Consider the following 25,705-nt stretch of genomic DNA (forward strand, 5'->3'; position numbering starts at 1 on the left):
GTTAAAATGCTGGAGTTATTTTTTTACAGATACATAGGTATTAATGCTGCGGGCGATAGTGAAATTGCTAATGGAAGTGGTATTTTTATAACGGTCAACGCTAGCAACAACTATGTTGGCACCTCTGGTGCCATGCGCGATGTCGAGAGAAATGTGATTAGTGGTAATGACGGCAACGGCATTACAGTGGAAGGTACTAGAAATTTTGTTGCCGGAAACTTTATCGGCACTGACGCAACAGGCAGTTTTGGCATCGGTAATGCGGTGGGGGTATATGTGAGGGTAGGAACATCAAATGTTGTTGGCATCTCTGATAATGGTATAGCCGATCCAAAGGAGGGCAATGTCATCAGTGGCAACGATTTCAATGGCATTGTCGTGGAATCTACTAATGGTACGGTTATCGCCGGCAACATTGTTGGGCTTGATGCGCAAGGAAATACAGCCGTACCCAATGGCAACCGCGGAATAGGCATCTTGGGTAATACCACAACCAATACTCGGATTGGTTCCAATGGTAATGGCATCTCTGACACCCTGGAACGAAATGTAATTTCCGGCAATCTTAATGACGGCATCATTAGTAATGGGGGCGACAATACGGCTGTACGCTGTAATCTTATTGGTGTCTCGGCAGACGGTACCGTGCCGCTGCCAAATGGGGGCGATGGCATTCAATTGGCCCAAGGCGCAGATGGCAATTACCTGCTCAGAAACAATTTAATTGCTCATAACCCGGTTGGGGTACGGTTTGCAAGCAATACCGTTAGTCTGGCATTTTTCAATAACCGCATTAAGGGTAATGGCACCGGCTTCCTCAACAAGTCGGCCAGTACGGTTATGTCTGGATAGTTGGCTTCATTGTTGCTGTTCGGCCTTTAGTCGCCAATACCCTGGAATGGATCAATCAGTGGACGATAGCGGAAGGCGTTGCCGCTGCTGTTTTACTGGTCTTAACGCTGGTGGGTTTAGGGTGGCAATATCGGGCCAATTCAGCCGGCGTTACCGGCCAGCAGATTCGCTGGGTGGTTTTTGGCGCTCTGTTAGCCGGAGGACTCGGCTTTATTTTTTACATTTTGCCCGGCGCGCTTGGCATGGAACAGATGAACCCTAATCTAATGGGGCTGATTGTGCTGATTTTTCCCCTGGCGGTGGCTGTGGCCATTGTGCAGTACAATCTGTTTGATATTGACGCCATTCTCAACCGGACGCTGGTCTACGGCGCTCTCACGGTTAGCACAATGGGGCTTTACGTTTTCCTTGTCGGCTACGTTGGCAACCTCTTTCAGGCCCGCGAGCGCTCGCTCATTGCTTTTCTGGCGACCGGCTTGGTCGCCATCCTCTTTCAACCTCTACGCGAGCGTTTACAGCGTTCGGTCAATCGGTTAATGTATGGCGAGCGAGACGACCCGGTAGCCGTGCTTTCAAAATTAGGGCAGCGCCTGGAAGCGGCCATCACGCCAACCAGAGTATTGCCGGGTATTGTGGAGACTGTGGCTCAGGCGTTGAAACTACCTTATGCCGCCATTGAATTGCGGCAGGAGGATGATTATAAACCAGCGGCCGCCTTCGGCTTGCCCACGGCAACGATCGAACGGCTACCGCTAATTTACCAGGCGGATACCATCGGTTATTTGGCGGTGGCCCCGCGCGGTCCCGGCGAGTCCTTCAGCCCGGCGGATATGAAGCTGCTGAAAAACGTCGCCCATCAGGCTGGGACGGCGGTCTACGCCGTTCAACTCACCACTGCTCTGCAACATTCACGTCAACAATTGGTCACGGCTCGTGAGGAAGAGCGTCGTCGGCTGCGGAGAGATTTACACGATGGTCTTGGGCCTCAGTTAGCCAGCCAAATGTTGACCATTGACGCCATTGGCAAACTTTTGAAACGAGAACCGGCCCGGGCCGAAAGCCTTTTGCAAGACCTCAAACATCAGGCCCAAACCGCCATTGGCGACATTCGACGCCTAGTTTACGATTTGCGGCCACCAACACTTGATGACCTGGGGCTGGTGGCGGCGTTGGGCGAAGGGGCCAGGCATTATCAGCAGAGCGGATTACAGATCACCATTGACGCGCCGGAGCATCTTCCCCCTTTGCCTGCCGCCGTTGAAGTGGCCGCCTACCGCATTGCCCAGGAGGCGCTCACTAACGTTGTTCGCCACGCGCAGGCCGCTACTTGCCAGGTCCGGCTCGGCCTCGACGATGCCAACGGCAATGGTCGGGGACTGCGTCTGGAAATTCAGGATGATGGCCGGGGCTTGCCACCACAGCATCGAGCCGGGGTGGGCAGCCAGGCAATGCGCGAACGGGTGATGGAACTTGGCGGCCGTTTTGTGATTGAATCCCGGAAGAGTAGAGGAACCCGGGTTTCTGTCTGGCTGCCGCTGCTTGAGGAGAACGCATGAAAACTATCCGCATTCTGATTGCCGATGACCATCCGGTGTTTCGCTTTGGCTTGCGCGCCTTGCTGCAAGCGGAAACGGATACCGAGGTGGTAGGGGAAGCAACCGGTGGCGAAGAAGCCGTTGCCCTGGCCGCCAAACTTGACCCTGACGTGGTCCTGATGGATATCAATATGCCGGAGATTAACGGCATCGAGGCCACGCGGCGTATTCTACAAAATAACCCAAACGTCGGTATTCTGGTCATCACCATGTTTGATGACGACTCGGTTTTTGCCGCCATGCGGGCCGGAGCGCGAGGCTATATTCTCAAAGGGGCCGAAGGCGAAGAGGCGTTGCGGGCCATTCGGGCTGTGGCCAACGGCCAGGCCATTTTTAGCCCGGCCATCGCCGAGCGGGTGATAGAGTACTTTGCCCAATCACCTGCAAATAAACCCGAGTCTGTCTTTCCTGAACTCAGTCTGCGGGAGCACGAAGTGCTGACCTTACTGGCTCAAGGCTTGACCAACAATGCCATTGCCAGCCGCCTCGTCCTCAGTCCCAAAACCGTGCGCAACCACGTCTCTAACATCTTTAACAAATTACAAGTCGCCGACCGGGCTCAGGCCATCATCCGGGCGCGTGAGGCCGGGCTGGGCGACTAAGCCTCAAAAGAACTGATGGTTGGAGCGATGGCGCATCGCCCCAACCTGTCCTGCCTTTTATTGACTGATTCGGAACACCCCCCCATCTCCGCGACCAAAGACCTCGGGAAAGTACATTTCCTCGGCATGCGTCGGGATTACGCGAAACTCGCCGGGCACCGAGGCGCGGATGGTGTAGGTGTATTCGTAGGTGCCTTTGGGCAGGTAGGTGGCAAAGAGCACAGCCTTTTCGTCTCGCATTTCGGCGTGGGAGAAGTACCACCAACCATAACCCCACCGATTGCGCCGGTCGGTGCGGCTCAGTTCTGGCCGCTCGCTGGCCACGCTAGTTGTAGCCAGGCTGGTGTCAATGCCTTCCGTACCGGCGGGCAAGGGGTCTTCCACGACCACGTAGTGCAGGTCGTTGGGTGCAATGATGGTCAGGCTGACCCGGATCACGTCACCCACTTCGGCACCGGTGACAGGTTGGCCTGCTTCATCATCCACCAGGGTGTATTGGCGCGAAACTATAATGCCCCGATTAAGCGCCTTCACTTCTTGCACCGGCTTGTAATAGGTCAGGTAGGCCGCGTAATACAGCCGCCCCGGGCTGTTGGAAACTGAGCTGTCTGCCGGATTCCGTTCGATGACCAGCCGGTTGACGGTATTGGCCAACAGCTCAGAAATCTCCATCCGTAATTTGGTTGTTTCATCAATGTTTTCCTGGTTGATGACCCCCTGCCCCAACTCCTCGCCGTTGAGCAACGTTTGCCAGGCATAATCACCCTCCAACTCGCCGGTAGCCACCATAAAATCGGTCAGGCCGATGATGGCCCAGGCGGTTTCCTGGGTGGTTTCCCAATGGCCGCCATTTTCCCGGACAGCCATCAACCAACGGACCGCATTAGGCAACAGGGGATGGTCGGGCTGGATGCGCGATAGGGCGGCAATAACAATGGCTGTACTGCGAGTGTCGGTGTTCATGGCGTAGTAGTCCACCTGGGCCTCTTCCCAATGCGCGCCGGTGGCGCTGACAATGGCTTCGCTGGTGATGTCGTCAACAAGCGTGTCAATCTGTTTGGCCTCTTCATCCAGAAGATGCAGGGCCATAGCCAGGTAGGCCCGGCCAAAAATGTCCAGTTTCTGGCGCTCTTTGAACAAGGCCACGCTGCGCCCCATATCACCGGAGCCGGCCTCGGCCAGCACGTAGAGGATAAAGGCCTGCCGGTTGGCTTTCCAGGCCACTTTGATGTCTTTGGGCGCTTCCAGGCTGGCCTTGAGATAGTCGGTGGCGGAGAAGATGACCTCCTCGTCCACGCTAAATCCGGCCCGCTGCGCCTCGATGAGACTCAGCAACACGTAGGCCGCGAGGAAAGGATGGCTGTCGTCGTAAGTCCACCACCCCCAACCGCCGTCAAAGTGCTGGTGGTTATAAAGGCGCTGCAAGCCAATGCTCACCAGGCCCGGCAACTTTTCGGCCAGTTCTGGATTTTCTACGTTGAGCTCCTGCAAGGCCCGGTAGGTGACCACGTTGGGCAAAAAGCGGCTGACTGTCTGCTCGGTACACTCGTAGGGGAAGTGTTCCAGGTAATCCAGACCATCGCGCATGCCACCGGCCAGGCTGCCGTCAATATGCACGGTCAGATTACCCTGGGTAGGGTCATAACTCTGCGGCAGAACAAGGCCCTCAACGCGCGTGCCGTCTTCCTCGATCACTCCGGCGGTGGCCACCACTTCCGGCGTGCTGGAATGATAAACGGGCAACTCAAAGGCTACGGCATCTCCGTATGCCGCAGCGTCACCATCCTCAGTTGACTTGGCCCCCATCGTCAATTTGACCATCTCGACATCACCTTCAACCTGCACCGCGTACTCGGCCTTGATGCGCTCGCCGGCTTCAACCGTTAAAATGGTCTCATTCAGCGGCTCGATGCTCAAGCCATCTGCCTCAAACCGGGTTTCCACTTGAAGCGATTGGTTGGTATTGTTTTGCACAATCATGCCCAACATGGCCTCGTCGTTGATCACAAAGAAGCGCGGGGTGACGGGCCGCACTAACAGCGGCTTGGTGCTGACAATTTCCACTGCGCTTTCGCCCACCAGGGTCTTGGCCCCGGTAACGCCTTTGCCAGTCAGGGTCCAGGTGGTCAGGTTGTCGGGCAGATCCGCCTCAACCGCGCCTTCGCCGTTGGCGTCGGTCATAAAGTCGGCTATCCACAAGGCGGTGTCTTTAAAATCGCCCCGGATTACGCCAAAGCCCTCGTCAAAGCCGCCGCCCCCACCGCCTTTGGCCTCCGGCGCTACGGCCAGGTTGATACGGTCAATGGCCAGGGTCAATCCCCCGGCAGTTTTAACCCCCAGGCCCCGATTGCGCCAGAAAACGCTCATCAGTTGGCCCGGCGGTTCAGGGGCCAAGGTGAGCACCGCCTTATCCACCAGCGACAGGGATAACTCCGCCTTGACCGGCTCGCCCTGGGCATCGGTTACTTTCACCCGGTATTCCGCGGTTTCGCCGGGCTGATATTTTTCGTCAGCCGGTTTGTCGGGGGTTAAAGTAATTTGTAGTTCTTTTTCACCGGTGTTGATGGGCAAACTGGCGTAGCCTATTTTGAAGCTGGGCAGGCCATCGCCACTGCCACCGGCAGCGTCGGCAGCGCCCTGCACCACCACCACCGAAACGTACATATTAGGAATCATATCCTCGGTAATGGGGATTTCGATTTGTTCGCTGTTGGTTTTAAGTTCCTGCACCCAGTGTTTGTAAACGTGGCCGCGCTCCAGCGTGATCAAGGCCTGTACCGTGCCGCTGTAGGGATGGGGGATCAGGATAGTGGCGGTGTCGCCCACGTTGTATTCCCGCTGATCGGCCACCAACTCGATACGATCGTTGTTTTCCTGCCGCCAGTTCACGTATTTGCGGCCGCTGACCCACATGTAGGTGGAGGAGCGAACTTCGTTGCGCTGCCGGTCAACGCCGGTGGCCAGAATCTTGTAAATACCGCCCTCCTCCGGGCTAAAGCCGGCCAGGGCCTGGCCTTCCTGGTTGGTGGTGACGGTAGTGGTAAAGACCGGGATGTCTTCTACCACGCTGTCCCAATAAAAAGAGCCGTCTTCGTACTGTTTTTGCACGCTGTACCAATTGTGTTCGGAAAAGACCACCTGCACTTCTTGGTTGGCCACCGGCTCGCTATCCCAATCAACCACCAGCACGTTCATTTGACTCTCTTCACCAACCCGGCCCACGTATTTTTCCGGCCGCAGGCCAATGTAAAAGAGTCCTTTATGCACCACCGCTTCGGCCTGGCTGGCCACTTCTTGATTGTTGATGTCGGTGATGACCACGTCAAAGGTGAAACGCTGGCTGGCGATTTTGTCGGCGATGTCGGCCTCCACCTCAAAGGTAAACCGACCGTCTTTGTCGGTAACGCCTTCGCCTTCGGCAATGGTTTCGCCATAGCCGTAAACGTAGTCGTCCTGGTAGCGGCGGCTGAAATCATAGTCGGTGAAATCGTACCAGCCTTTGCCCTGGTAGCGGAAGAAGTAATCATCGGAAAGCAGGGTCCAGCGCACCTGGGCGTTGGACACCGGCCCGCCAAAGAAGAACTCGGCGGCGGCGGTTACTTTTATTTTTTCGCCCTGGGTGTATTCAGGCTTGTCGGTGGTCACTTCCACCAGGAATTCGGGTTTGCGGTAAGCGGCCACCTGGAAGTCACCATAAAAGTAGTTCTCTTCATCATAAACGGCCTGAATAGAGTAAAAACCGAGGGCGGCGTTCTCGTCCAGGTCAAACGAGCCGTGGACGGTACCCATCTCGCTCAAGGGCAGGTCCTTGTTAAAGATTTCTTTGCCCTGGCTGTCACTAACAAAAACTTGCACCGTGCGGCTGGCCTTGGGCAGGCTGTAATTGGCGTCGTCGTCGGCGCGGATAATGCCCTTGAAGTTGACGGTTTGGCCGGGGCGGTAAATGTTGCGGTCGGTGTAGAAGTGGGCGTTGTAGGGCTGCTGGTAATCTTCGGTGCTGACGTTGTCAAACTCGTACCGCTCAATACCGTCGGACCAGTTGCTCACGGTCACGCCAAAATTTTCGTCGGGGTCATCAGGATCGCCGGCAAAGGCAAAGCGGGTCTCGTAGGCTTCCCGGCGGTTATAGGTGGTCAAGGCCACGCCATCACTTTGGGTGGCGGCCTGGTCAATTTCCTCCGGGGCGGTACTTTCATCTTCAGAAGCAACAAACGTTATTGGCACATCCTCCACGGGCTGGCCGCTTTGCAAATCGGTGACCCAGGCCAGGGACTCGCTGCCTGCGGCTTTGAGAGTAATGTTATTGTTAGTGACCACCAACATCTGGCGCTCATAGCCGGTGTAGTAGTCGCCCTGCGCTTCCGGGTAAACCGAGTCAATGGGATAAGAGGCAGTGAGGTAATAGAGGCCCGGCGGCAGCGTGTCGCCATTGCCCAAACCGCTCTCTTCCGCCAGGTCAACCCGGTAGATGATATTCTGGTTCAAAGGTGGGCTGGTTTCCAGGGTCCACTCGCTGAGCAGGTTGTCGTCATCGGGCTGGTAATTATCCCAGGCGTCCCACCAGTAGTCGCCATTCAGGCTGATAAAATCCTTTGGGGGCAGGCGGTAGAGTTCAAAATCAACTGCGCTGAGATTACGCACGGTAACATAGGCCAGGGTATCGGTGTAGGCGTTATAGGTAGCCAGGCGGCCAGGGCTGTGCATGTAGAGCAGGGGACTTTTGGCCCGCGTTTCCCAGGCAATGTTGGTGGACGCGCCAAGCCGCTGGCCGTAACGGCCCTCAATGTCCGCGCCAAAGGTAACCTGGTATTGACTGCTGGCCTCGGTGGGGAAGCTGACGGTTAATTGGGTATTGCTGCGCCGCCAGTAGGTGTAAACCTGGGTTACGGAAACGGTTGGCTCGATGATGAGGTTTTCACCCACCACCAGCGTATCCGGGTTCATGGGACCGCTGAAGGTAACTTCCAGGTCTTCCCAGGGCGAGATAGCGTCATCGCCATCGGCGGGGTAGGTTTCAATAATTTTCGGGTAGGGGGTGACGGTGAAATTGGCGGTAAAGTTACTCATGGTTTCCGCGCCCTTGATTTTACCCAGGGTTCCTTTGGGCAGTTCAATCACATAAACTTGGTCAAAGCCAAGGGTTACATTGGGTGTAAAAGTCACCGTTTCTACCCCCATCTCCGCCGGACCTTCGCCTTCGGCGTAGGCGTAGTCGTAGTAACTGTAGAAGTTATCCTCATTGCCGGTGGGTTGGGCCAGGGGCAGTTCGGTCCAGGTGAATTCGCCGGGGATGGCCTCATCCTGCCCGGCGACGTGCAGGGCAAAATTTTCTTCCACGCTGGAGCGGTCCATGGGCTGGTTAAAGGTGAGGCTGATGACGGGGGTGGGGCTAACGTAGATATCACCCTCGGCAGGGATGCTGCCAATGACGGCCGGGTTGAAGGTGGTGAAGGACCATTCAAAGTCATCCTCCAGCATAGTATTACCGGTAACATCGGTTAATCCCTGGGTCACCCTGGCCCGGTATTGAGTAGACGGGGTAAAACCCTCGTCGGGGATGAACTGGTAAATGGAGGTATTGAGCCACTGGCCCTGGCCCGTGACCGGCGGAACAAAGGTGAGGGGATCGGGCAGGCCGGCCGCATCTTCGATGGCGGTGAGGGGAACCACTGGCCGGTTGAAGGAGACGGTAACGATGGTGTGGGGCATCACTTCAGCCGTGTCATTGGGGGGTTGCACGTCGGTAACTTCTAAAAAACCAATGGCGTTAAAGCGCAGTTCAAAGGAACGCTGCATTTCCAAGCCGGCGGCGCTGCGGGCCGATTCGATGATCCGCATCCGGTAACGCTCGCCGCGTTTAAAACCATCGTTCAAGCTGAAACGCAAGGTCCGGTCGTTGGGCCACTCAAACACGCCGTCCACGCTGGCGCCCGGTTCAATGGCAAAGGCTTTTTCCACGCTGTCGCGGTCCATGGGTTGGTCAAACTCAATTTCGATGGGGGCAGCAAGGGGTTGTTCCTCGCCTCGTTCGGGACTGGTGCGCACGACGAGCGGAGGCAGGGGTTCAGGTTCCAAAGTAGGGGTGGGCGTTGCTTTGGGGGTGGCGGTATCGGCCGGCGGAGTGACCTCTTCTTTGACCGTCTGGGCTTCCCCTTCGGGTTGATTGGGTTTGGGTAAGGGGGTTGCGCCGGGGGTGCAACCGATAATGGTTACCAGGATGAGAGATATTGTTAGAAACAGAATTGCTCTTTTCATACTGCCTCCTCGTGGTAAGTCACAATTTATGATGGGCAATTTTGAGGTAAAATTTGTCAAGGTATATTCACGCCCTCACATGTTATCACAACCCCTTGAATTTTACTAGACTACCGGCCCATATTCGGCGGGCGGCCAGGGCGACGGTTTGGCGTAGGGCAAAGGTCAGGGCCATCTCTGTTTATTTTTTGGCAGATGTTTTTTATATTGGGGCATTGGGCCAACAATTGCCTCTCCAGGCCCCTGGAGTCGCCGGATAATGGAAATATTCTTTGCGGGGGTCAAGGCAAGTGGAGCTAATGTTTCACTCTTTTAGGTAACTGCTTTTCAACATACGTCTTCCCGGCAGGGGTTAAGGTCATTTTGCCGGTTTTGGTGGTTCTGATCCAACCATGCTGATTGGCCGTCAGGCGCAAACTGTGTTCAAGGTTGAGCGGCGCTCGAATCTTGGCCTGCCGATAACAGGTATAAACGTGGTCGGGGGTAATTGATTTGAGTTTGAGGGTATATTGCAAATAATATAAAAAAACTATATTTCGTTCCTCATTGGTAATGGGGAATTTGGCATCCATAAACTCCACCAGCGAGGGACGGCCATCTTGCGTGCCCAGGTCAAGGTCTTTAACTAAGGTATAGGCCGGCACAGGTGGAGCAGGCTCTTTAGGCAGAGATTCAGGCTCACTTTTTGCTTCTTCACCAGGCTCAAACACAGGAGTAGGAACAGCCGGTGTAGCCGCAGTTTTAGTTTTTCGGGTTCTTCGGGCAGGCTTCAGCTCCTCTGTTACATCTATACCGGCAAAATGTGTTTTAAAATCATTATAAATAATCTTAACAAAACTCTCACTGCCCTCCACCTCCAGCAGCCCTTGGGTTAAGTCTATTTTTAATTTTGTCGTCATCACCAAAACTCCTACCCGTTTGATACCTCTACCTTGATTATAGCACATCCAGGCCCACCAAAACAAGGTTTTACCGCCTTAAATTTGGCAACAACCTCAATCTGATATAGTATGGCCCTATGATGACCACCATTGGACTTGATTATACTGCCGCTATCCGTCAATCCGCCGGAATTGGCCGCTATACCCGCGAAATGGTCAAAGCGCTGGCCCAACTGGACCCAGAAACGCAGTATCGTTTATTTGTGGCCGATGTGGGTAAAATTTTTGCGCTATCTCCCCCCGGCCCCAATTTTGCCTGGCGAACCACGCGCCTGAGTGAACGTTGGCTGGCCCGGTTGTGGTATCGCCTGCGGCTACCTGTGTGGATACAATATTGGACAGGGCCGCTTGACTTGTTCCATGCCCCAGACTTTGTGCTGCCACCGGTCAAGCCTGGTACGCCGACCTTCGTCACCATTCACGACCTCTCTTTTGTGCGCCAGCCGGAGACGGTAATGCCGGGCATGGAAGCTCATCTGAACCGCTGGGTGCCCCATTCAGTTAAAAAGGCCAGCCACGTGATTGCCGTGTCCGAGGCGACGCGGCAAGATTTGATTGACCTTTACCGAACGCCCCCGGAAAAAATTACCACCCTTTATCACGGCGTAACCCCTGACTTCAAACCCGTAACGGAGCCGGCCGACCTGCTTGCCATACGGCAAAAGTATGGGTTGGCCGACCGTCCCTTTGTGTTGAGCGTCAGCACCATCCAGCCCCGCAAAAATTACAGGCGTCTCATTCAGGCCTTTGCCCGGATAAACCCTTCATTTTCGCTGGTGATAGGGGGCAGCAAAGGCTGGCACTATGCTGATATTTTTGCCGAAGTGGCCAGGCTGGGCCTGGAGGGTCGGGTTCACTTTCCCGGCTTTATCCCCGACGCAGATTTACCGGCCCTTTACAGTGCCGCCATTTTATTTGTATATCCTTCTCTATACGAAGGTTTTGGGCTGCCTCTGCTGGAAGCAATGGCCTGCGGCACGCCCGTGATTGCCTCCAATCAATCTTCCCTGCCGGAAGTGGTGGGCCAGGCCGGGCTGCTGGTTGATCCTTATGATGTGGCTGCTTTAGCCGCAGCAATGTCAAACATTCTGGCCGATCCAAATCTGCGCCAAACCTTAGCGCAGGCCGGACAGGTTCAGGCAAAGAAGTTTACCTGGGAAAAAACGGCCACCAGGTTACTGGCCCTATACCACCAATTATTACCAGGAGGCATAAAGGTAAAGGAAGAAGTAGGTACCAGGAGTAAATGGTAAACCAGCGATTCCCTGTTTGGTAGAGAGCCATCCCCTCAATCCCCCCCAACGGGGGGTAAGTTGGCCGGTTCTCCCCCTCTGTGGGGGGGGTAGAGGGGGGCTACCAACTCATAACCGGAATTACTGGTGGCAAACCATAGCTCCCTAATTCCTAACTCCTAATTCCTGATCCCTGACCCCTACCATGCATATTACAGTTGATGTTTCTCCCACCGCCCAAAAACACGCCGGCTTGGGCCGCTACGCCGGAGAAATCGCCCGTGCTCTGGCCAGCAAGAATAATATTGAGCTGTCCCTCTTTTACAACCGGCAAGGCCAGGCCGAATTGCCCGACTATCTCAGCCACATCCCCTATCAAACGGTCAACATCGGCAACAAACCCTGGCGAATGGCGGTCTGGCTCTCCCAATTGTTTCGTTGGCCAATGGATAAAACCTTTGGCGCCACGGAAATCTTTCACGCCACCAATCACCTGCTGGCTCACTTTCAACACGCTCGCACCGTTTATACCCTGCACGACCTTATTTTTCTCCACTACCCGGAATATCACCTGGCTTACAATCGCTGGTATCTCACCCTGACCATGCCCCTGTATCTCAAGGCCGCCGATATGATTGTGACGCCTTCGGAATGTTCCAAACGGGATGCTATCAAATTTTATGGGATAGCGGCAGAAAAAATAAAGGTAATTTACGAAGCCCCGGCTCCCACTTTTAAACCAGTCACCGATCCTGCCAACCTGGCCCGCGTCCGCCAAACTTACCACCTGCCCGAAAAATACATTCTGCACGTAGCCACCATTGAGCCGCGCAAAAACCTGATCCGTTTGCTGGACGCCTTCAAGCCGCTGCTGGCCGACTGGCCGGATTTGAAACTGGTGCTGGTTGGCAAAAAAGGATGGCTTTTTGAGTCGTTCTTTCAACATTTGCAGGCCTCGGGCCTGGCCGAAAACGTCATCTTCCCCGGCTACGTGGCAGAGGCCGACCTGCCCGCCTTTTACCAACTGGCCGCAATTTTTGCGTTCCCTTCTCTATACGAAGGTTTTGGTCTGGGGCCGCTGGAAGCAATGGCTTGCGGCACGCCGGTAGTTTGCAGCAACAGTTCCAGCCTGCCGGAAGTGGCGGGGGATGCCGGTTTGCTGGTTGACCCCACCGACACTGCCGCCCTCCATCAAACCCTGCGGCGAATTTTGGAGGATGCGGAATTACGGGCTAACTTGGTCCAACGTGGCCTGGCCCAAGCGCAAAAGTTCACCTGGGCCAGGGCGGTAACTGAGCTAGAGGCGGTATACGAGTCTTTAAAATCAAAAAGAGCCAGTTTAACCTGACTCTTCTAATCAGAGGCGACGGCGGGATTCGAACCCGCGAATGAAGGTTTTGCAGACCTCTGCCTTACCACTTGGCTACGTCGCCACCGTTAGGCTATGGCTATTTTACCATGTCTACTTGTCTCGTCAAATCGGGTGCGTCCAGAATTTTGGGAAATCTGGACAAACCAGGGGGGAATTCGGGGGGATACCCCCGCGCCCCCCGGTCTATCCTAAAATTTCGGACAGACCCTGGAGATAAGGGTTCAGTTTTTCTGGATCACCGGCAGGTAGGCCGGGATGCCATTGGCAATAACTATGGCCTGCCGTTGCAGCACGTTGCCCAGGCCATCATCCATTAACACTGTGTTGGCGATAACGTAAGGCTCGGTAATTTGTTCGCTCACGGTAACGCCATAGGTGATGGTAACCGGCATTCCCCCGCTGACAGCCCCGGTCCAGGTAATGACTCCCCCCGATTCGCCATAACTGCCGGCCGAGGCCCACAGATTATGCAAATAATTGACTTCACCGGGCAGGGTATCGGTGACAACGACCTTGGGCAAGTTCAGGCCGGAATTTTGGAGGGTGATGGTGTAAGTCAGCACGTCGCCGGGGCCGGGCAACATGGGCTGCGCCCACTTACGTGAAGCTTGCAGGGAACCGATTAAGATCGAGCCGGTGCGCCGGTAGTTTCCCCGGCCCGTGCCCCACAGAATATGCGCATTGGCAGTGCCGGGCAGGTCGTAAGCCACAAAACCGGCGTGGGCCGTATTCAGCACCACTTCCAAATCGGCGTCGCTGTCAATATTGGCCAGGGTGGGCGCAGCCAGGGCGCCGTTCCAATCGGCGCTGCCAAAGGCCAGGGGCAAATCAACTTCCCGGAGAGGTGTGCCCTGGTAATTGAGAATGTGCAGTTTGCCGGTCTGGTTACTCCCCTTCTCCACCCAGGAAGCAAAAATAACTTCGGCGTAACCATCAGCGTCCAGGTCGGCCACCACCGGCTCGGAAGCAAAACGGTAGGGTCTACTGCCGGAGTAAACGGCGTAAGGCCAGGCGTGATGCTCGGTTTTGTCCGGCCAGAAAACGTGAACGCGGCCATCATAGGAGGAATACAGGATTTCCAGCTTACCATCGCCGTCCAGGTCGGCGGTGACGGGGTTGGGTTGGTTGTTTTCGATAATGTTATAATCCTCGGTCAGAGGAGCGCCCGTATCTACCGGGACAGTCTGCCAATCGTAGCCGCCCGCATTGAAACGGCTGCGGTCTGCGTTGAAAACGTACACGCCATTGTATTTGCCGGGAGGATGGCCCACGTTGCAATCGTACACGTTGCCCGTAGCCACCACTTCCAGGGCGCCATCACCATTGACATCGGCGATGACGGCCGGGCCGTGGGCAAAGTTGGTGCGGTAACTTTCCGCCCGCACCCCGTTGCACTCTCCCCAACCGCGCAGTTCAACCGTCAGGCTTTCCCATACCCCCACTTTGCCCCACCCTTTGCCGCCATACATTGAGTGAGCCGGTATCTGGCTGCCGTCCGGTTCGTAAGCGCAAATATAGTGTACGTCGGAAGGGATCACAATCTCGCCCGTACCGTCACCGTCCAGGTCGCCGACGGCGGCATTATCGTTGAAGACCCCCCAGGCGTAGCCGCTGTCGTCGCTCAATTGGGGCCAACCGGAACGGAGCGCGCCATCGTGCTTGTAAACCCAGGTATTAGTTTTGCTGCCAACAGCAGCGGTGACAATGATTTCCAACGTGCCGTCACCATCCAGGTCGTAGACAGAAAGGCCGCGCAATTCGCTGGAAGAGGGCTGGCGGGTCCAGACAAGGCTGCCGGTGTGGTTGAGCACATTCAAGTAACCATCGCCTTGGGCTGTCACAATCTCCAAATCTGTATCCCCGTCAATGTCGGCCACCACTACGCCGGGCCATACCCGGCTGCCGGGGGTATCCACGCTTTGTTGAACCGTGCCATCCTCGCCGTTGAGAATAAAAACCGTGTATGCGCCGCCAATCACCTCCATCGTGCCGTCGTTGTCCAGGTCGGCTACGGCCGGCGAGGCATACCAGCCGGTCTCGCACCAGGAGGCGTAACACCCACCGCGCTGCCACTTAAGCACAGGTGTCTGGACAGCCAACTGCGGCGCAGCCCGGGCGGCAAACCATTGGCCGCTCGCAACCACACCCAACAGCAGAATCAATCCTAAAATCATTTCCAAAAATTTCTGCGGTTTCATTTCTATTCACTGCCTCCCTTCACGGTAGAGCTTTCCTGAAAAAAATTAATGGAGATTCCTCAAGTCAAACGAGATACGCAAGACGAAATACGCTCTACGCAACATATTTAGGCGTAAATTTAGCCCATTCTTTTCAAAATTACAGGCAGATAAACATCAAGGCGCGGCCACTGGGCATTGTTGGATAAACCCGACCAGCCGGCGTTGACGTCTTGCGATTTTAGGGCGAAGAAAACAACTCCCCCGCTATCCGGTATGGCGGCTGTATAAACTTGAGTAGAATCGGGTAATGTATTGGTGAGAACAACAGCGCCGGGCCAATTAAGATCGGTGATGGATGTGTCTGAGTATCGCAACGTTGTCGTCACCACGTTTACCGGGGCGGTCCAGGAGAGCGTAACCGTGAGAATGCCGGTGCCGGTGACGGCATGGGTCACGCGCAGGTCAGTCACCGCCCCATCGTATTCGTCAGCGCCAATATCGCGGGTAGTGCCAAAGGGACGCGCGTCCCCGTCAATATCATCGTCAGCTAAACCCGCCCCCACCAAAGAACCCTGGTCAATGGCATTGGTCGCTGTGGTGGACAGATGCAAGTTGCCGCCTGAACCGCCTGCAAATAGAGAGAGAGGTTGGTTTTGTAAATTTCCAGACAACACGGCTGTCGCCCCATCTCGCGGCCTCAAGTTATGCGTCACCAGATTGTTGGTAATGGTGACATCTTTGGTGTTGGAAAAACGCCACTCGATAGATGAAAAAGGCGCTTGCGTTGAAGCAACCGTGTTATGCAGCACCTGGCCCCCGCAAGCCTGCCACAGGCAGATGCCGCAATCAAAGCCATCAGCCGATGAGAATAATTCGGCATGGTTGGCAAAGACAAAATTGTTGCGAATAATGCCGCCGTAATGGTCAACATAACCGCCGCTCACGCTGGGGCAAGGATTATCGGCATAAGTGCGGGCCGTGCCGCTTGTTTCCAAACCAAAACCAATGCCGCGCGCATTATTGTTGAGCACATTGCGTTTGACGATTGTATCACGGCAGCCGCGCCACATATGGATGCCGTGTTCCGAAAGCCCGCTGGCGCACCAAAAACCTTCAATCAGATTATCACGGATAATCCAGCCCCGGGCCTGGTGCGCATCCACTCCGCCGGTGTAACAATTGTTGCGAATATGGGGCCGTCCGGCATCGGTCAACTCAATGTGGGAACAGGCGATGAGGCCATTGTCTGGATAGTATCCCCCGGAAACGGGGTTGATTTTGATGGCCTGCTCGCCGGGGTCAACAATATGCACGTTGTAAATAAGGGTGTTCAGGGTATGGCTGCCGGCGCCGGACATCACGTGGATGGGATGATAAAAAGCTTCCCGCAGCGTCAAGTCGGCAATGGTTATGTTGGAAGCGGCAATTTGAATAATTTCGGTAGTATCGTAGTTGCCGTCCAGAATGACGGCCTCACGATTGCCACTTGCCGAGCGCAACGTTACGTTGGGGGTATCAAACCGCAGGTAAACGCCGTTAAGGTTGTAGGTCCCGTCGGCTACCCGGATAGTGGTGTTAGGAGCGGCCGTATTGACGGCAGTTTCCAACTGAGAAACGGTGGAAACATCAACAATGGCGCCGGTTAAGGGCAACGCTGGGCAAAGATGGCTGTCGAACGGGCCTAACAACGGGGTATTTAGGAGCAGTTGGCCTGCCCCCATTTTGGGTGCAGGCCAGGCAAATGAAGCATTTACTAAACCGGCCAGCGCAATTGGCCAAACCAGGGTAAGGATAAATCCCTTGAATTTGTGTTTCATAGATACCCCCTCCTGAATAAGGATGTTATAATCACCATTATTTTTGCATGGGCCTGACATTCCTATTATTAGAGTCCGGCAGACCCGGGCCAGGATACGAATCCGGTGAAAATTTTAATAAAAACGGCGAATATCACCCCCAAAGGGTCACACTCGCCATTTTTTACAAGGATGAATTTTTAGTTCAACAAAAGGGTTACCACGGCAACCCGACCGCCCTGGTCAAAAACGCGGTGAACGGGGCGGCGATACGGCAGCCCTCGGCAAAACGATCCATAAAATCAGGCGCGCATGCTTCTGTTTCGCTGAAAGGCCGGCCCGCCACAAAATCTTTGCGCTTCAGGTATTCAATGAGCGGATGGTCGGGGTCGTACCCCTTGGGCGGTCGCTTTAATATCTCCCCTTCCAGGCTGTATGTTGACTGAAAAGCCTCATCAGACATGATCTGCCGCCAACCGGCCGGGTCAGCCACAATGGCGTCTCGAATCTGGTTCAGGGTAGACAGGTCGGGCTGCCAGATGCCTGCGCCGGCAAAAACGTTGTCCGGCTCAAGGTGCAGATAAAAACCGGGCGCGTGCACATCCTTGCCGCTCTCGTGACGAAACTGGATGCCCGCCGCTGTTTTGTAGGGAGTTTTATCTTTAGCAAAACGAATGTCCCGGTAAATGCGAAACAACGAGCCGCCCACTCGCCGGGCGTCGGCCACATAGTATGGGCTGATTTCGGCCAAGCGCAGGCCAAAATCGGTAATGAATTGCAGCAGCGGCTCTCGCACTTGCGCCTCATAGCGGCTTTTGTTGGCTTGAAACCAGGCTCGATGATTGTTTTCCCGCAGCTCTCTAAAAAAGGTAAAGAGTTCGGGCGTAATGTAGGCGTTGCCTGTCATTTTGGTTACTCCTCTATAGAACCTTTGTTCCGGCCCAATATTAATCTACGTTTCCCCATTTGTCAAAATTTTTCCTTGACTTCCCCCGCTCAATATGCTAAAATGCCCTCAAGAGTTAAAGCGTTGATCAAGACGAGTAAGCGACCGCAGACGCGCCAGAGAGAAAAGGCCATTGGCTGAGAGCCTTTTTCGCCGAGCGCCGTTGAAAACCCCTTGAGAGCGAGTCTCTGAACGCCGTCACCCGGTTAGTATGAGGCTCCGGCTGGCCTCGTTATTGGCCGTTAATGAGGGTAAAACGTAAGGCGCATTTTACGTTTTACCAAAATTGGGTGGAACCGCGTGGAAAATCAACCCCTCGTCCCAAAATGGATGAGGGGATTTTTATTTGGAGTGAAAAATGGCGAAACGAAAAAGAAAATCGGGAGAGGGTTCAAAACTGCATCCCATCAAAGATTACCGCAACGATGAATACGTGCCTTACATCTTCAAAGCCGAAACCGGCATTTTGCAAGCCTGGGCCATAGAATCGGACATTCGAGACGGCGATGTGCGGCAGGCTTTGCGCGGGCTGATTTCATCGTTGGAAAAAACCGGGGAAATGCCCAAAATCCTGGCCCAAAAAATTGAAACTCCGCCGGAAAGTATCGAGGTGCAGGGAGACAGCCCCGAAACGATACTGAAGAGTTTTATCCTTAACAATTTAGCCCTGGCTTTTACCGAACATGGCCCGCTGGCAGCCAAAGATTTGGCCGGGGTGCTGCGGGTGATCAATGGTTCGGTAGGAACCTGGAACACCGGCATGCACCGGCAAGGATACCTTAACTACATCAAAGGATTTTTGGGAGGTATGGGCGTCGGCGCGCGCAGGCTCACGCCTGAAGAAGTCGAGGCGCTGGGTTTGGAAAAGTCAAAAGATGCCATAGAAGGAGAAGACGATGAAACTGAATGAACGGGAAAAAGATAGATTATACAAACTGCGCCACAGTTTATCACACGTAATGGCCCAGGCCGTGCTGGAGATGTTTCCCATGGGCAAAATTGCCATTGGCCCGCCCATTGAGGATGGTTTTTATTACGACTTTGACCTGCCGCGCCCCCTCACCCCGGAAGACCTGCAAAATATTGAAAAGCGCATGCGTAATATCATCAAACAAAAACACATTTTCCACCGCCGCGAGTTGAGCGCAGCAGAGGCCAAGGAATTGTTTGCCGACCAGCCTTACAAAATTGAATTGATTGAGGGCCTGGAAGCCGGCGGCGTGGACGAGTACGGCGAATCCACCAACGAACCGCCCATCATCAGCACTTACAAACACGATACCTTTGAGGATTTGTGCAAAGGCCCGCACGTTGACAACCTGGGCGTCATCAACCCCAAAGCCTTCAAATTGCTCAAAACCGCCGGGGCCTACTGGCGCGGCGACGAAAAACGCGAGCAGTTACAGCGTATTTACGGCACCGCTTGGGAGTCGCGGGAAGAACTTGAGGCTTATTTGCACCGTTTAGCAGAGGCTGAAAAACGCGACCACCGCCGCCTGGGCCAAGAACTGGACCTGTTCAGCACCGAAGCCGACATGCTGGGAGGCGGGCTGGTTTTGTGGCATCCCAAGGGAGGCTTGATGCGCCACCTGGCCGAAGAATTTTGTAAAGAAGAACACCTGGCCCACAACTACGATCTGGTCTACTCGCCCCATATTGGCAAGAGCACGCTGTGGGAAACCAGCGGCCACCTGGATTTTTACCAGGAATCTATGTACGCGCCGCTGGACATTGAGGGGCAAGAATATTATCTCAAACCAATGAACTGCCCTTTTCACATTTTAATGTACAAAGACCGCCTCCGCAGCTACCGCGACCTGCCGATGCGTATGGCCGAGTGGGGCACGGTGTATCGTTTTGAGCGCAGCGGTGTGCTGCACGGTTTGCTCCGGGTGCGCGGCTTCACCCAGGACGACGCCCATCACTTTGTTCAGCCCAACAAAATGCCGGAAGAAATTGACTTTGTTCTCAATTTCTGCCTGCACATCCTGCGCAGTTTTGGCTTTACCGATTTCCAGGCTTACCTCAGCACCCGGCCAGAAGGAGATAAAGCCGTGGGCGACCCGGCCCAATGGCGCGACGCCGAACAAGCCCTGGAAGACGCCCTCAAACGGGTGGGCATTCCCTACGATATTGACCCCGGCGGCGGCGCTTTCTACGGGCCAAAAATTGATCTAAAAATCAAAGACGCCCTGGGCCGCGAGTGGCAGCTCAGCACCATTCAATTTGACTTCAACCTGCCGGAGCGTTTTGACATGACCTACATTGGCGAAGACGGCCAAGCGCATCGGCCCTATATGGTCCACCGGGCTTTGCTGGGTTCTATGGAGCGATTTTTTGGGGTGTTGATTGAACATTACGGCGGCGCGTTCCCGGTCTGGCTGTCGCCCGTGCAAGCCGTGCTGATTCCCATTGCCGACCGGCACGTGACCTACTGCGATGAAGTGACCCGGCGTTTAAAAACCGCCGGCCTGCGCGTGGATGTGGATGCAGGCAGCGAGCGGATGGGCAACAAAATCCGCCTGGCGCAGCGGCAAAAAATCCCCTACATGCTGGTGGTTGGTGATAAAGAGCAGGAGGCCAAACAGGTATCGGTCCGTTTGCGCAGCGGCGAAGATTTAGGCCCCCAGGATATTGCCGCGTTTGAAAGGATGGCCCTGGAAGCGGTTAAAAATAAAACGTAACCTACCCCAGACTTCAGCCAAAAGAGGGTTATATGAGCAGCCAAAAAAACAACCAAAACCTCCAACTCTACAAAATCCGCCATAGCCTGGCCCACGTAATGGCCCAGGCCGCGTCGGAGCGCTTTAACCTGAATTTTATCAATTCCGAAGGCCAGGAGGAAACGCCGTTATGCATCCATCGCGCTCCATTGAACACGCACGAACGGATGATTGGCTTTTTGATTGAACACTACGCCGGTAAATTCCCGGTCTGGCTTTGCCCGGAACAGGTGCAGATTGTGCCCATCACCGAGGTCCACAATGAATATGCGCTGCAACTCAAAAAATGTCTGCAAGATGCCAAAATTCGAGCCCAAGCCGATTTGGGCGCCGAGCGGATGAACGCCAAAATTCGCCAGGCCCAGTTAATGCAAGTGCCCTACATGTTGATCGTCGGCGACCGGGAGATGGAAAACGAGACAGTCTCCCTGCGCCGGCGAGATAATACCCGGCAGAATGACCTGCCGGTGGCAGAATTTATCACTACCACGCAAAACTGCATCACTACGCGTTCCGGCGAGTTGTAGCGCGGTTGTGGCAGACTAAGGTTCAAAAAGCCCCCCTCTGCGCAAACGGCGCAAAGTGGGGGCTTTTTATTTTGTGCAATTTGATCACTTTAATAGGAGAAACAAGCATGCCTTTAAAAGTTACAGTTGTTGGTGTAGGAATGGTGGGCCAACAAATCGTCTCTATTCTGAAGGAGCGTAAATTACCCGTTGAGTGGCCGCCGCGGGTTTGCGCCACGCGAGAACGCGCCGAAATCCTGGCGGGCGACCAATACCTGGTTGAAAAGATCTCGGCGGATAGTTTTAAAGAGGTAAACGTGGTGCTGTTTGCCGGCAAGGAAGGGGCCAAAGGAGCCAGTGTCACCTGGCGGGCGACGGCTGAAAAAGCAGGCGCAATCAGCATAGACAACGGCAAGGATTTCCGCCTGGATGCCGACGTCCCGCTGGTGGTGCCGGAGGTCAATATGGACGCGGTGAAGCCGAAGCACCGTTTCATTGCCAGTCCCAACTGTTCCACCATCCAAATGGTGCTGGCGCTGGCCCCCCTGCACCGGGCCGCCGGTATCAAACGGGTGGTCGTATCCACCTATCAAAGCGTCTCCGGTTGGGGCGTGCGGGCTAACCAGGAGTTGCTCAACCAGACCCCGCCCGCGCTGGAATCGCTGGATAACATCCCCTATGATCCCACCATCCTGGCCCGGCCCATTGCCTTTAACTATATTCCCCACATTGACAAATTCAATAAAAACGGGTATACCGGGGAAGAGATGAAAATGGTGTGGGAAACCCGGAAGATCATGGGGGATGACCGGCTGAAGATAACGGCCACCACGGTGCGGGTGCCGGTGCTGGTGGGACACGGCGAAAGCATTAATATCGAAACCGAGCGTAAACTGCCGGCTGATGAGGCCCGAGAAATTCTTGCCAACTTTCCGGGGGTCATTGTGCTTGATCATCCCCAGCCCCACAACCCTCGACAAGACCCTTTGGAAAGAACTTATCCGGTAGCCCTGGACCTGCGCCAACCGGCCTACCAAGACGCTGTGCTGGTTGGCCGTATCCGTGAAGACCCAACGATTGAGAATGGCCTCAATCTGTGGTGTGTGGCCGACAACCTGCGCAAAGGCGCCGCCTTGAATGTGGTGCAAATCATGGAAGGGCTGCTTGAGCGGGGGCTGCTCAATGAACATTAACGCCTGTCTTTTAAAAACTGCATGCCAATTTTTAGCCAAAGGAGCAAGCCATGAACCCTGAAGCGTTAGCTTTTAACGAACTCAAAAAAAATGAACCGGAATTGAAAAAACGTTACCAAACGTTTCAATCCCAAAACCTGGCCATAGACATGACCCGGGGAAAACCATGCCCTGAGCAATTAGACCTTTCTCTGGGTTTGCTGACCTGCGTAAACGACCAACACTTTCACACAGCCGGCGGCGCCGATTGCCGGAACTACGGCGGCCTGGACGGAATCCCCGAAGCCAAGGCCCTCTTTGCCCAATACCTGGAGGTTGAGCCGGGCGAAATCATTGTGGGGGGCAATGCCAGCCTCAAGATGATGTACGATACCATCATCCGGGCTATGGTCAAAGGAGTAGTGGATAGTGACATCCCCTGGGGGAAACTGCCGGTTGTTAAATTTTTGTGCCCGTGCCCCGGTTATGATCGCCACTTTGCCATTTGCCAGCATCTGGGAATTCAGATGATCCCTATTGCCATGCAGGCAGACGGGCCGGACATGGACGCCGTTGAGGAGATTGCCGCAGCAGATGAAACCGTTAAATGCATCTGGTGCGTGCCCAAGTACAGCAACCCCACCGGCGTTACTTTTTCCAACTCGGTAGTGGAGCGGCTGGCCGGCATGCAAACGGCGGCCAAAGATTTCCGCATTTTCTGGGATAATGCCTACACCGCGCACCATCTAACGGATACACCCGACCGGTTGCGCAACATTCTCACCGCTTGCCGGCAGGCCAAAAACCCGGAGCGAGTGTTCATCTTTGGCTCTACGTCTAAAGTCTCTTTTGCCGGGGCAGGGCTGGCCCTCATGGCCGGGAGCAGAAAAAACATCGAGGCCGTAAAACAAGAGTTGTTTTTCCAAACCATCGGACCGGATAAACTGAACCAACTGCGCCACGTATTGTTTTTTAAGGATATGGCGGGCATCGAAGCCCACATGCAAAAAAATGCCGCCATCTTGAAACCCAAATTCGACGCCGTCCAAACCACGCTGGTCCAAGAACTGGACGGCAAAAATGTAGCGGAGTGGAGCCAACCCCGGGGCGGATATTTTGTCAGCTTTAACACCCCGGATGGCTGCGCCCAAACCGTGGTCAATATGGCAGCCGGAGCGGGCGTCAAGTTTACTCCGGCAGGAGCCACGTTCCCCTATAAAAAGGACCCCCGCGACCGTAATATTCGCATTGCCCCGTCCTTTCCCTCCATCGAGGATATTCGGACGGCAATGGAGGTATTGGCTGTGTGCACGCAATTGGCCAGCATTGATCAGGGGGAGGAAAACAAATAAAAAGAAAGATAGGACCGCAAAGATCGCTTCTTTCTCTTTTAGAGCAGAGTAATGGCCGCTTACTTCAATTACCACAGCCAAATTGCCACAAGCCGGTGGGAACGCCGCAGTTTTATTCACGACTGGTGGCGGCTATACGCCGACGATCCCAAGTGGGCGCCGCCTTATTATCCTCTGCTCCGCCAAGAACTGGAGCCGGGCCGCAATTCCCATCTGGCCAGGCTGGACCCTCTGTTTGTAAAAACTGAAGCCCTGCCCAGGCGGCAAAAAAACTCGCCATATACCTGGAGCGGGGCTATTTTTGAAAGAATGGTTGCGGCAACCATTGTGCTGGGCGACTCCCGGCGGCAGGACCATGCCGCCTATCTGGGCCTGCTGCGCTGCGCCAACGAGGTTGAGAGTTTGGAGCGGTTATTGAAGTATGTGGCCGAAACCTTGGCGGGCAGCGGCTATCGGCGGGTTATTGGCCCTACTGGTCTATCCCCCCACTTGAACAGCGGCCTGCTGCAAGATTACTGGGACCGCCTGCCTCCCCTGCACACAGCCTACGCCCCTCCCTACATGCCCGAAACCGTGGGATTGGTTATGCGCCCCTTGGCCCGCAGTCAGCTCTATCATCTGAATGTGCCGCCGCCCCCCCCCTCTGTGCCCGCGCTGCCGGCCAAACTTTTGCCCCTGGAGCCGCTTCGTCTCGCTACCGACCTGTTGCCGCTGCTGGCCGCGGCCTGTCCTACCTGGGCCAACTTTTCCCCTCCCGATGCCCGGGAAGCCGCCTTTTTACTGCGCCGGGTAAAACCCTGGCCTCTCTCCGGCTGGCTGGCCGAAATAGATGAACAGCCCCCCGGTTTTGTTCTACTGCAACCGGACCTGGCGCCCCGGCTCCGGCTGGCTAAGGGGGGGCGCAACCTGTTGTGGCGAGCCTGGCTGGCCTGGGCCGGCCGCCGGCCGGTGAGCCACGGGCGGGTTCTCTACGGCGCAGTATTGCCAAATTGGCAAGGCCGGGGTATTGGCCGCCAATTACTGCACCAGGCTTTACAAACCGCCCACCAACAAGGCTGGCAAAGTTTAACCTTTGGCCCTTTTCCCACTGCCGCGCTGGGCGGCAAGTTTTTAAAACGTTACGGTGTTCAACCAGGCCAATCCTATATGCTCTACCAATATGAACTATAAACCTCTACCACACCCTCCCAAATTTGCATGTTAAGCCAATACACATAGTATTATGTAACTAATGGGGCCTTTTTACGTTGCCCCTACTCTCCTTAATAATGAGGTTGCTCATGATTGACTCCTCAATTCGGGCCAAACTGGATCAACACCTTGTTGCCGCTTACGCCATCCGTTATCGCACCATCCTGGGCGGGATATTCGAGAGAATGCCGGCCTGGCTGCGCGGCTACAGCGGCTTAAAGTTCCCTACGTTTAACATTTTTCAGCCGCTCTTCCCAACGGCCCTTAATGACGACCTCCTGGCCGATACGGCAGCTTTTTTTTCCTCGCACGAGGTTCTCTACACCATAGAACTGGTGCACGATCGTCTGCCCGAAGGCCCTGATTTTCTTGACCAACGGCGTTACCAATCCCTGCCCCCCCAACCCGCCATGTTTTTGCCAAACTTGCCGGCCAAGAACAATTTATTCTTAAACTTGGATATAAACACAGAACGGGTCCAAACAGTGCCCTCGCTAACTGCCTTTTGTACCTTACAACACCAGGTTTTTGACTTTCCTTTGCCAGACATGGTTAAACTTTTTCCCGTGGCCCATCTTGAAGGACAGGCCAAAAACATTATGCGGCACTATCTGGCCTTTTTAGACGAACAGCCGGTTGGCGCCGGCACCACCATTTGTCTGGAAAACGTGGTCAGCATTTGGAACGTATGCACCAGCGATCAATATCGCGGGCGCGGCGTGGCCACCATCTTGGTGCATAGCATGCTCAAGGATGCGCTTGAGAGCGGCTGTTCCACGGCAATGCTCTATTCTACCCCGCAGGCTTACCATCTCTTCAACAAATTGGGTTTTGAAATCTATACGCAACGCCAGTGGTTTTTACCCCCCGACCTCGACTATCAAGACGATTAAGGGCTTAGGACAGAATTGCACAAATGTGTTCTGAGTTTAACTTAGAGTAGTAGATGAAGGCAATGGCTTCATCTACCCGGTAGAAATTTTCAAAATT

At 54.8% G+C, this 25,705-nt stretch carries 17 protein-coding genes, 1 tRNA gene and 1 other annotated feature; of the genes, 12 read left to right on the forward strand and 6 right to left on the reverse strand.

What is annotated here, in order from left to right; translation table 11 throughout:
* The 3 genes from JW953_14585 to JW953_14595 all read left to right on the forward strand — a co-directional run.
* On the forward strand, positions 1 to 852 hold an 852-nt coding region (locus JW953_14585), incomplete at its 5' end, for a hypothetical protein (GenBank protein ID MBN1993924.1).
* 110 nt (positions 853 to 962) lie between these two features.
* On the forward strand, positions 963 to 2,408 hold the full coding sequence (locus JW953_14590; protein ID MBN1993925.1) for a GAF domain-containing sensor histidine kinase: 1,446 nt from the start codon (positions 963 to 965) through the stop codon (positions 2,406 to 2,408).
* The gene (locus tag JW953_14595) at positions 2,405 to 3,049 is read left to right on the forward strand and encodes a response regulator transcription factor (protein ID MBN1993926.1); all 645 of its coding nucleotides are present in this window, start codon (positions 2,405 to 2,407) and stop codon (positions 3,047 to 3,049) included. The genes JW953_14590 and JW953_14595 overlap by 4 nt, the downstream gene beginning before the upstream one ends.
* A 57-nt stretch (positions 3,050 to 3,106) precedes the next feature.
* On the opposite strand, the gene JW953_14600 is transcribed toward JW953_14595, so the two are convergent.
* A complete protein-coding gene (locus JW953_14600; GenBank protein ID MBN1993927.1) occupies positions 3,107 to 9,304 on the reverse strand; it encodes an Ig-like domain-containing protein in 6,198 nt (2,065 codons plus the stop codon).
* 296 nt (positions 9,305 to 9,600) lie between these two features.
* The gene (locus JW953_14605; protein ID MBN1993928.1) at positions 9,601 to 10,203 is read right to left on the reverse strand and encodes a hypothetical protein; all 603 of its coding nucleotides are present in this window, start codon (positions 10,201 to 10,203) and stop codon (positions 9,601 to 9,603) included.
* 119 nt (positions 10,204 to 10,322) lie between these two features.
* On the opposite strand from JW953_14605, the gene JW953_14610 reads away from it, so the two are divergent.
* Both JW953_14610 and JW953_14615 read left to right on the forward strand, forming a co-directional pair.
* Positions 10,323 to 11,498 (forward strand): glycosyltransferase family 4 protein, encoded by a 1,176-nt coding sequence (locus JW953_14610; protein ID MBN1993929.1) that lies wholly within the window; start codon positions 10,323 to 10,325, stop codon positions 11,496 to 11,498.
* Between the two features lie 184 nt (positions 11,499 to 11,682).
* Entirely contained in the window at positions 11,683 to 12,825 is a 1,143-nt protein-coding gene (locus JW953_14615) for a glycosyltransferase family 4 protein (protein MBN1993930.1), read from the forward strand.
* 13 nt (positions 12,826 to 12,838) lie between these two features.
* On the opposite strand, the gene JW953_14620 is transcribed toward JW953_14615, so the two are convergent.
* From JW953_14620 to JW953_14635, 4 genes are all read right to left on the reverse strand, one after another.
* Positions 12,839 to 12,910, reverse strand: a tRNA-Cys gene (locus JW953_14620).
* A 160-nt stretch (positions 12,911 to 13,070) separates the two neighbouring features.
* On the reverse strand, positions 13,071 to 15,047 hold the full coding sequence (locus tag JW953_14625) for a VCBS repeat-containing protein (GenBank protein ID MBN1993931.1): 1,977 nt from the start codon (positions 15,045 to 15,047) through the stop codon (positions 13,071 to 13,073).
* Between the two features lie 119 nt (positions 15,048 to 15,166).
* On the reverse strand, positions 15,167 to 16,846 hold the full coding sequence (locus tag JW953_14630; GenBank protein ID MBN1993932.1) for a hypothetical protein: 1,680 nt from the start codon (positions 16,844 to 16,846) through the stop codon (positions 15,167 to 15,169).
* Positions 16,847 to 17,042: 196 nt separating this feature from the next.
* Entirely contained in the window at positions 17,043 to 17,732 is a 690-nt protein-coding gene (locus JW953_14635; protein MBN1993933.1) for a DUF2461 domain-containing protein, read from the reverse strand.
* A 114-nt stretch (positions 17,733 to 17,846) separates the two neighbouring features.
* Positions 17,847 to 18,098, forward strand: a binding site (T-box leader).
* 31 nt (positions 18,099 to 18,129) lie between these two features.
* Between JW953_14635 and JW953_14640 the strand changes: the two genes are divergently transcribed.
* The 7 genes from JW953_14640 (at position 18,130) to JW953_14670 (ending at position 25,608) form a co-directional block, all read left to right on the forward strand.
* Positions 18,130 to 18,681 carry a hypothetical protein gene (locus JW953_14640; protein ID MBN1993934.1) on the forward strand — a complete coding sequence of 184 codons (552 nt, stop codon included), beginning with the start codon at positions 18,130 to 18,132 and terminating at the stop codon, positions 18,679 to 18,681.
* Positions 18,668 to 20,455 carry a threonine--tRNA ligase gene (locus tag JW953_14645; protein MBN1993935.1) on the forward strand — a complete coding sequence of 596 codons (1,788 nt, stop codon included), beginning with the start codon at positions 18,668 to 18,670 and terminating at the stop codon, positions 20,453 to 20,455. The genes JW953_14640 and JW953_14645 overlap by 14 nt, the downstream gene beginning before the upstream one ends.
* A gap of 32 nt (positions 20,456 to 20,487) precedes the next feature.
* A complete protein-coding gene (locus JW953_14650; GenBank protein ID MBN1993936.1) occupies positions 20,488 to 21,021 on the forward strand; it encodes a hypothetical protein in 534 nt (177 codons plus the stop codon).
* Between the two features lie 107 nt (positions 21,022 to 21,128).
* On the forward strand, positions 21,129 to 22,193 hold the full coding sequence (locus tag JW953_14655) for an aspartate-semialdehyde dehydrogenase (GenBank protein ID MBN1993937.1): 1,065 nt from the start codon (positions 21,129 to 21,131) through the stop codon (positions 22,191 to 22,193).
* 50 nt (positions 22,194 to 22,243) lie between these two features.
* Entirely contained in the window at positions 22,244 to 23,524 is a 1,281-nt protein-coding gene (locus tag JW953_14660) for an aminotransferase class I/II-fold pyridoxal phosphate-dependent enzyme (protein MBN1993938.1), read from the forward strand.
* 51 nt (positions 23,525 to 23,575) lie between these two features.
* Entirely contained in the window at positions 23,576 to 24,694 is a 1,119-nt protein-coding gene (locus JW953_14665) for a GNAT family N-acetyltransferase (protein ID MBN1993939.1), read from the forward strand.
* Between the two features lie 110 nt (positions 24,695 to 24,804).
* On the forward strand, positions 24,805 to 25,608 hold the full coding sequence (locus tag JW953_14670; protein MBN1993940.1) for a GNAT family N-acetyltransferase: 804 nt from the start codon (positions 24,805 to 24,807) through the stop codon (positions 25,606 to 25,608).
* Positions 25,609 to 25,705 lie beyond the last annotated feature (97 nt).

This window comes from Anaerolineae bacterium (assembly GCA_016931895.1).
Lineage (GTDB): Bacteria > Chloroflexota > Anaerolineae > 4572-78 > J111 > JAFGNV01.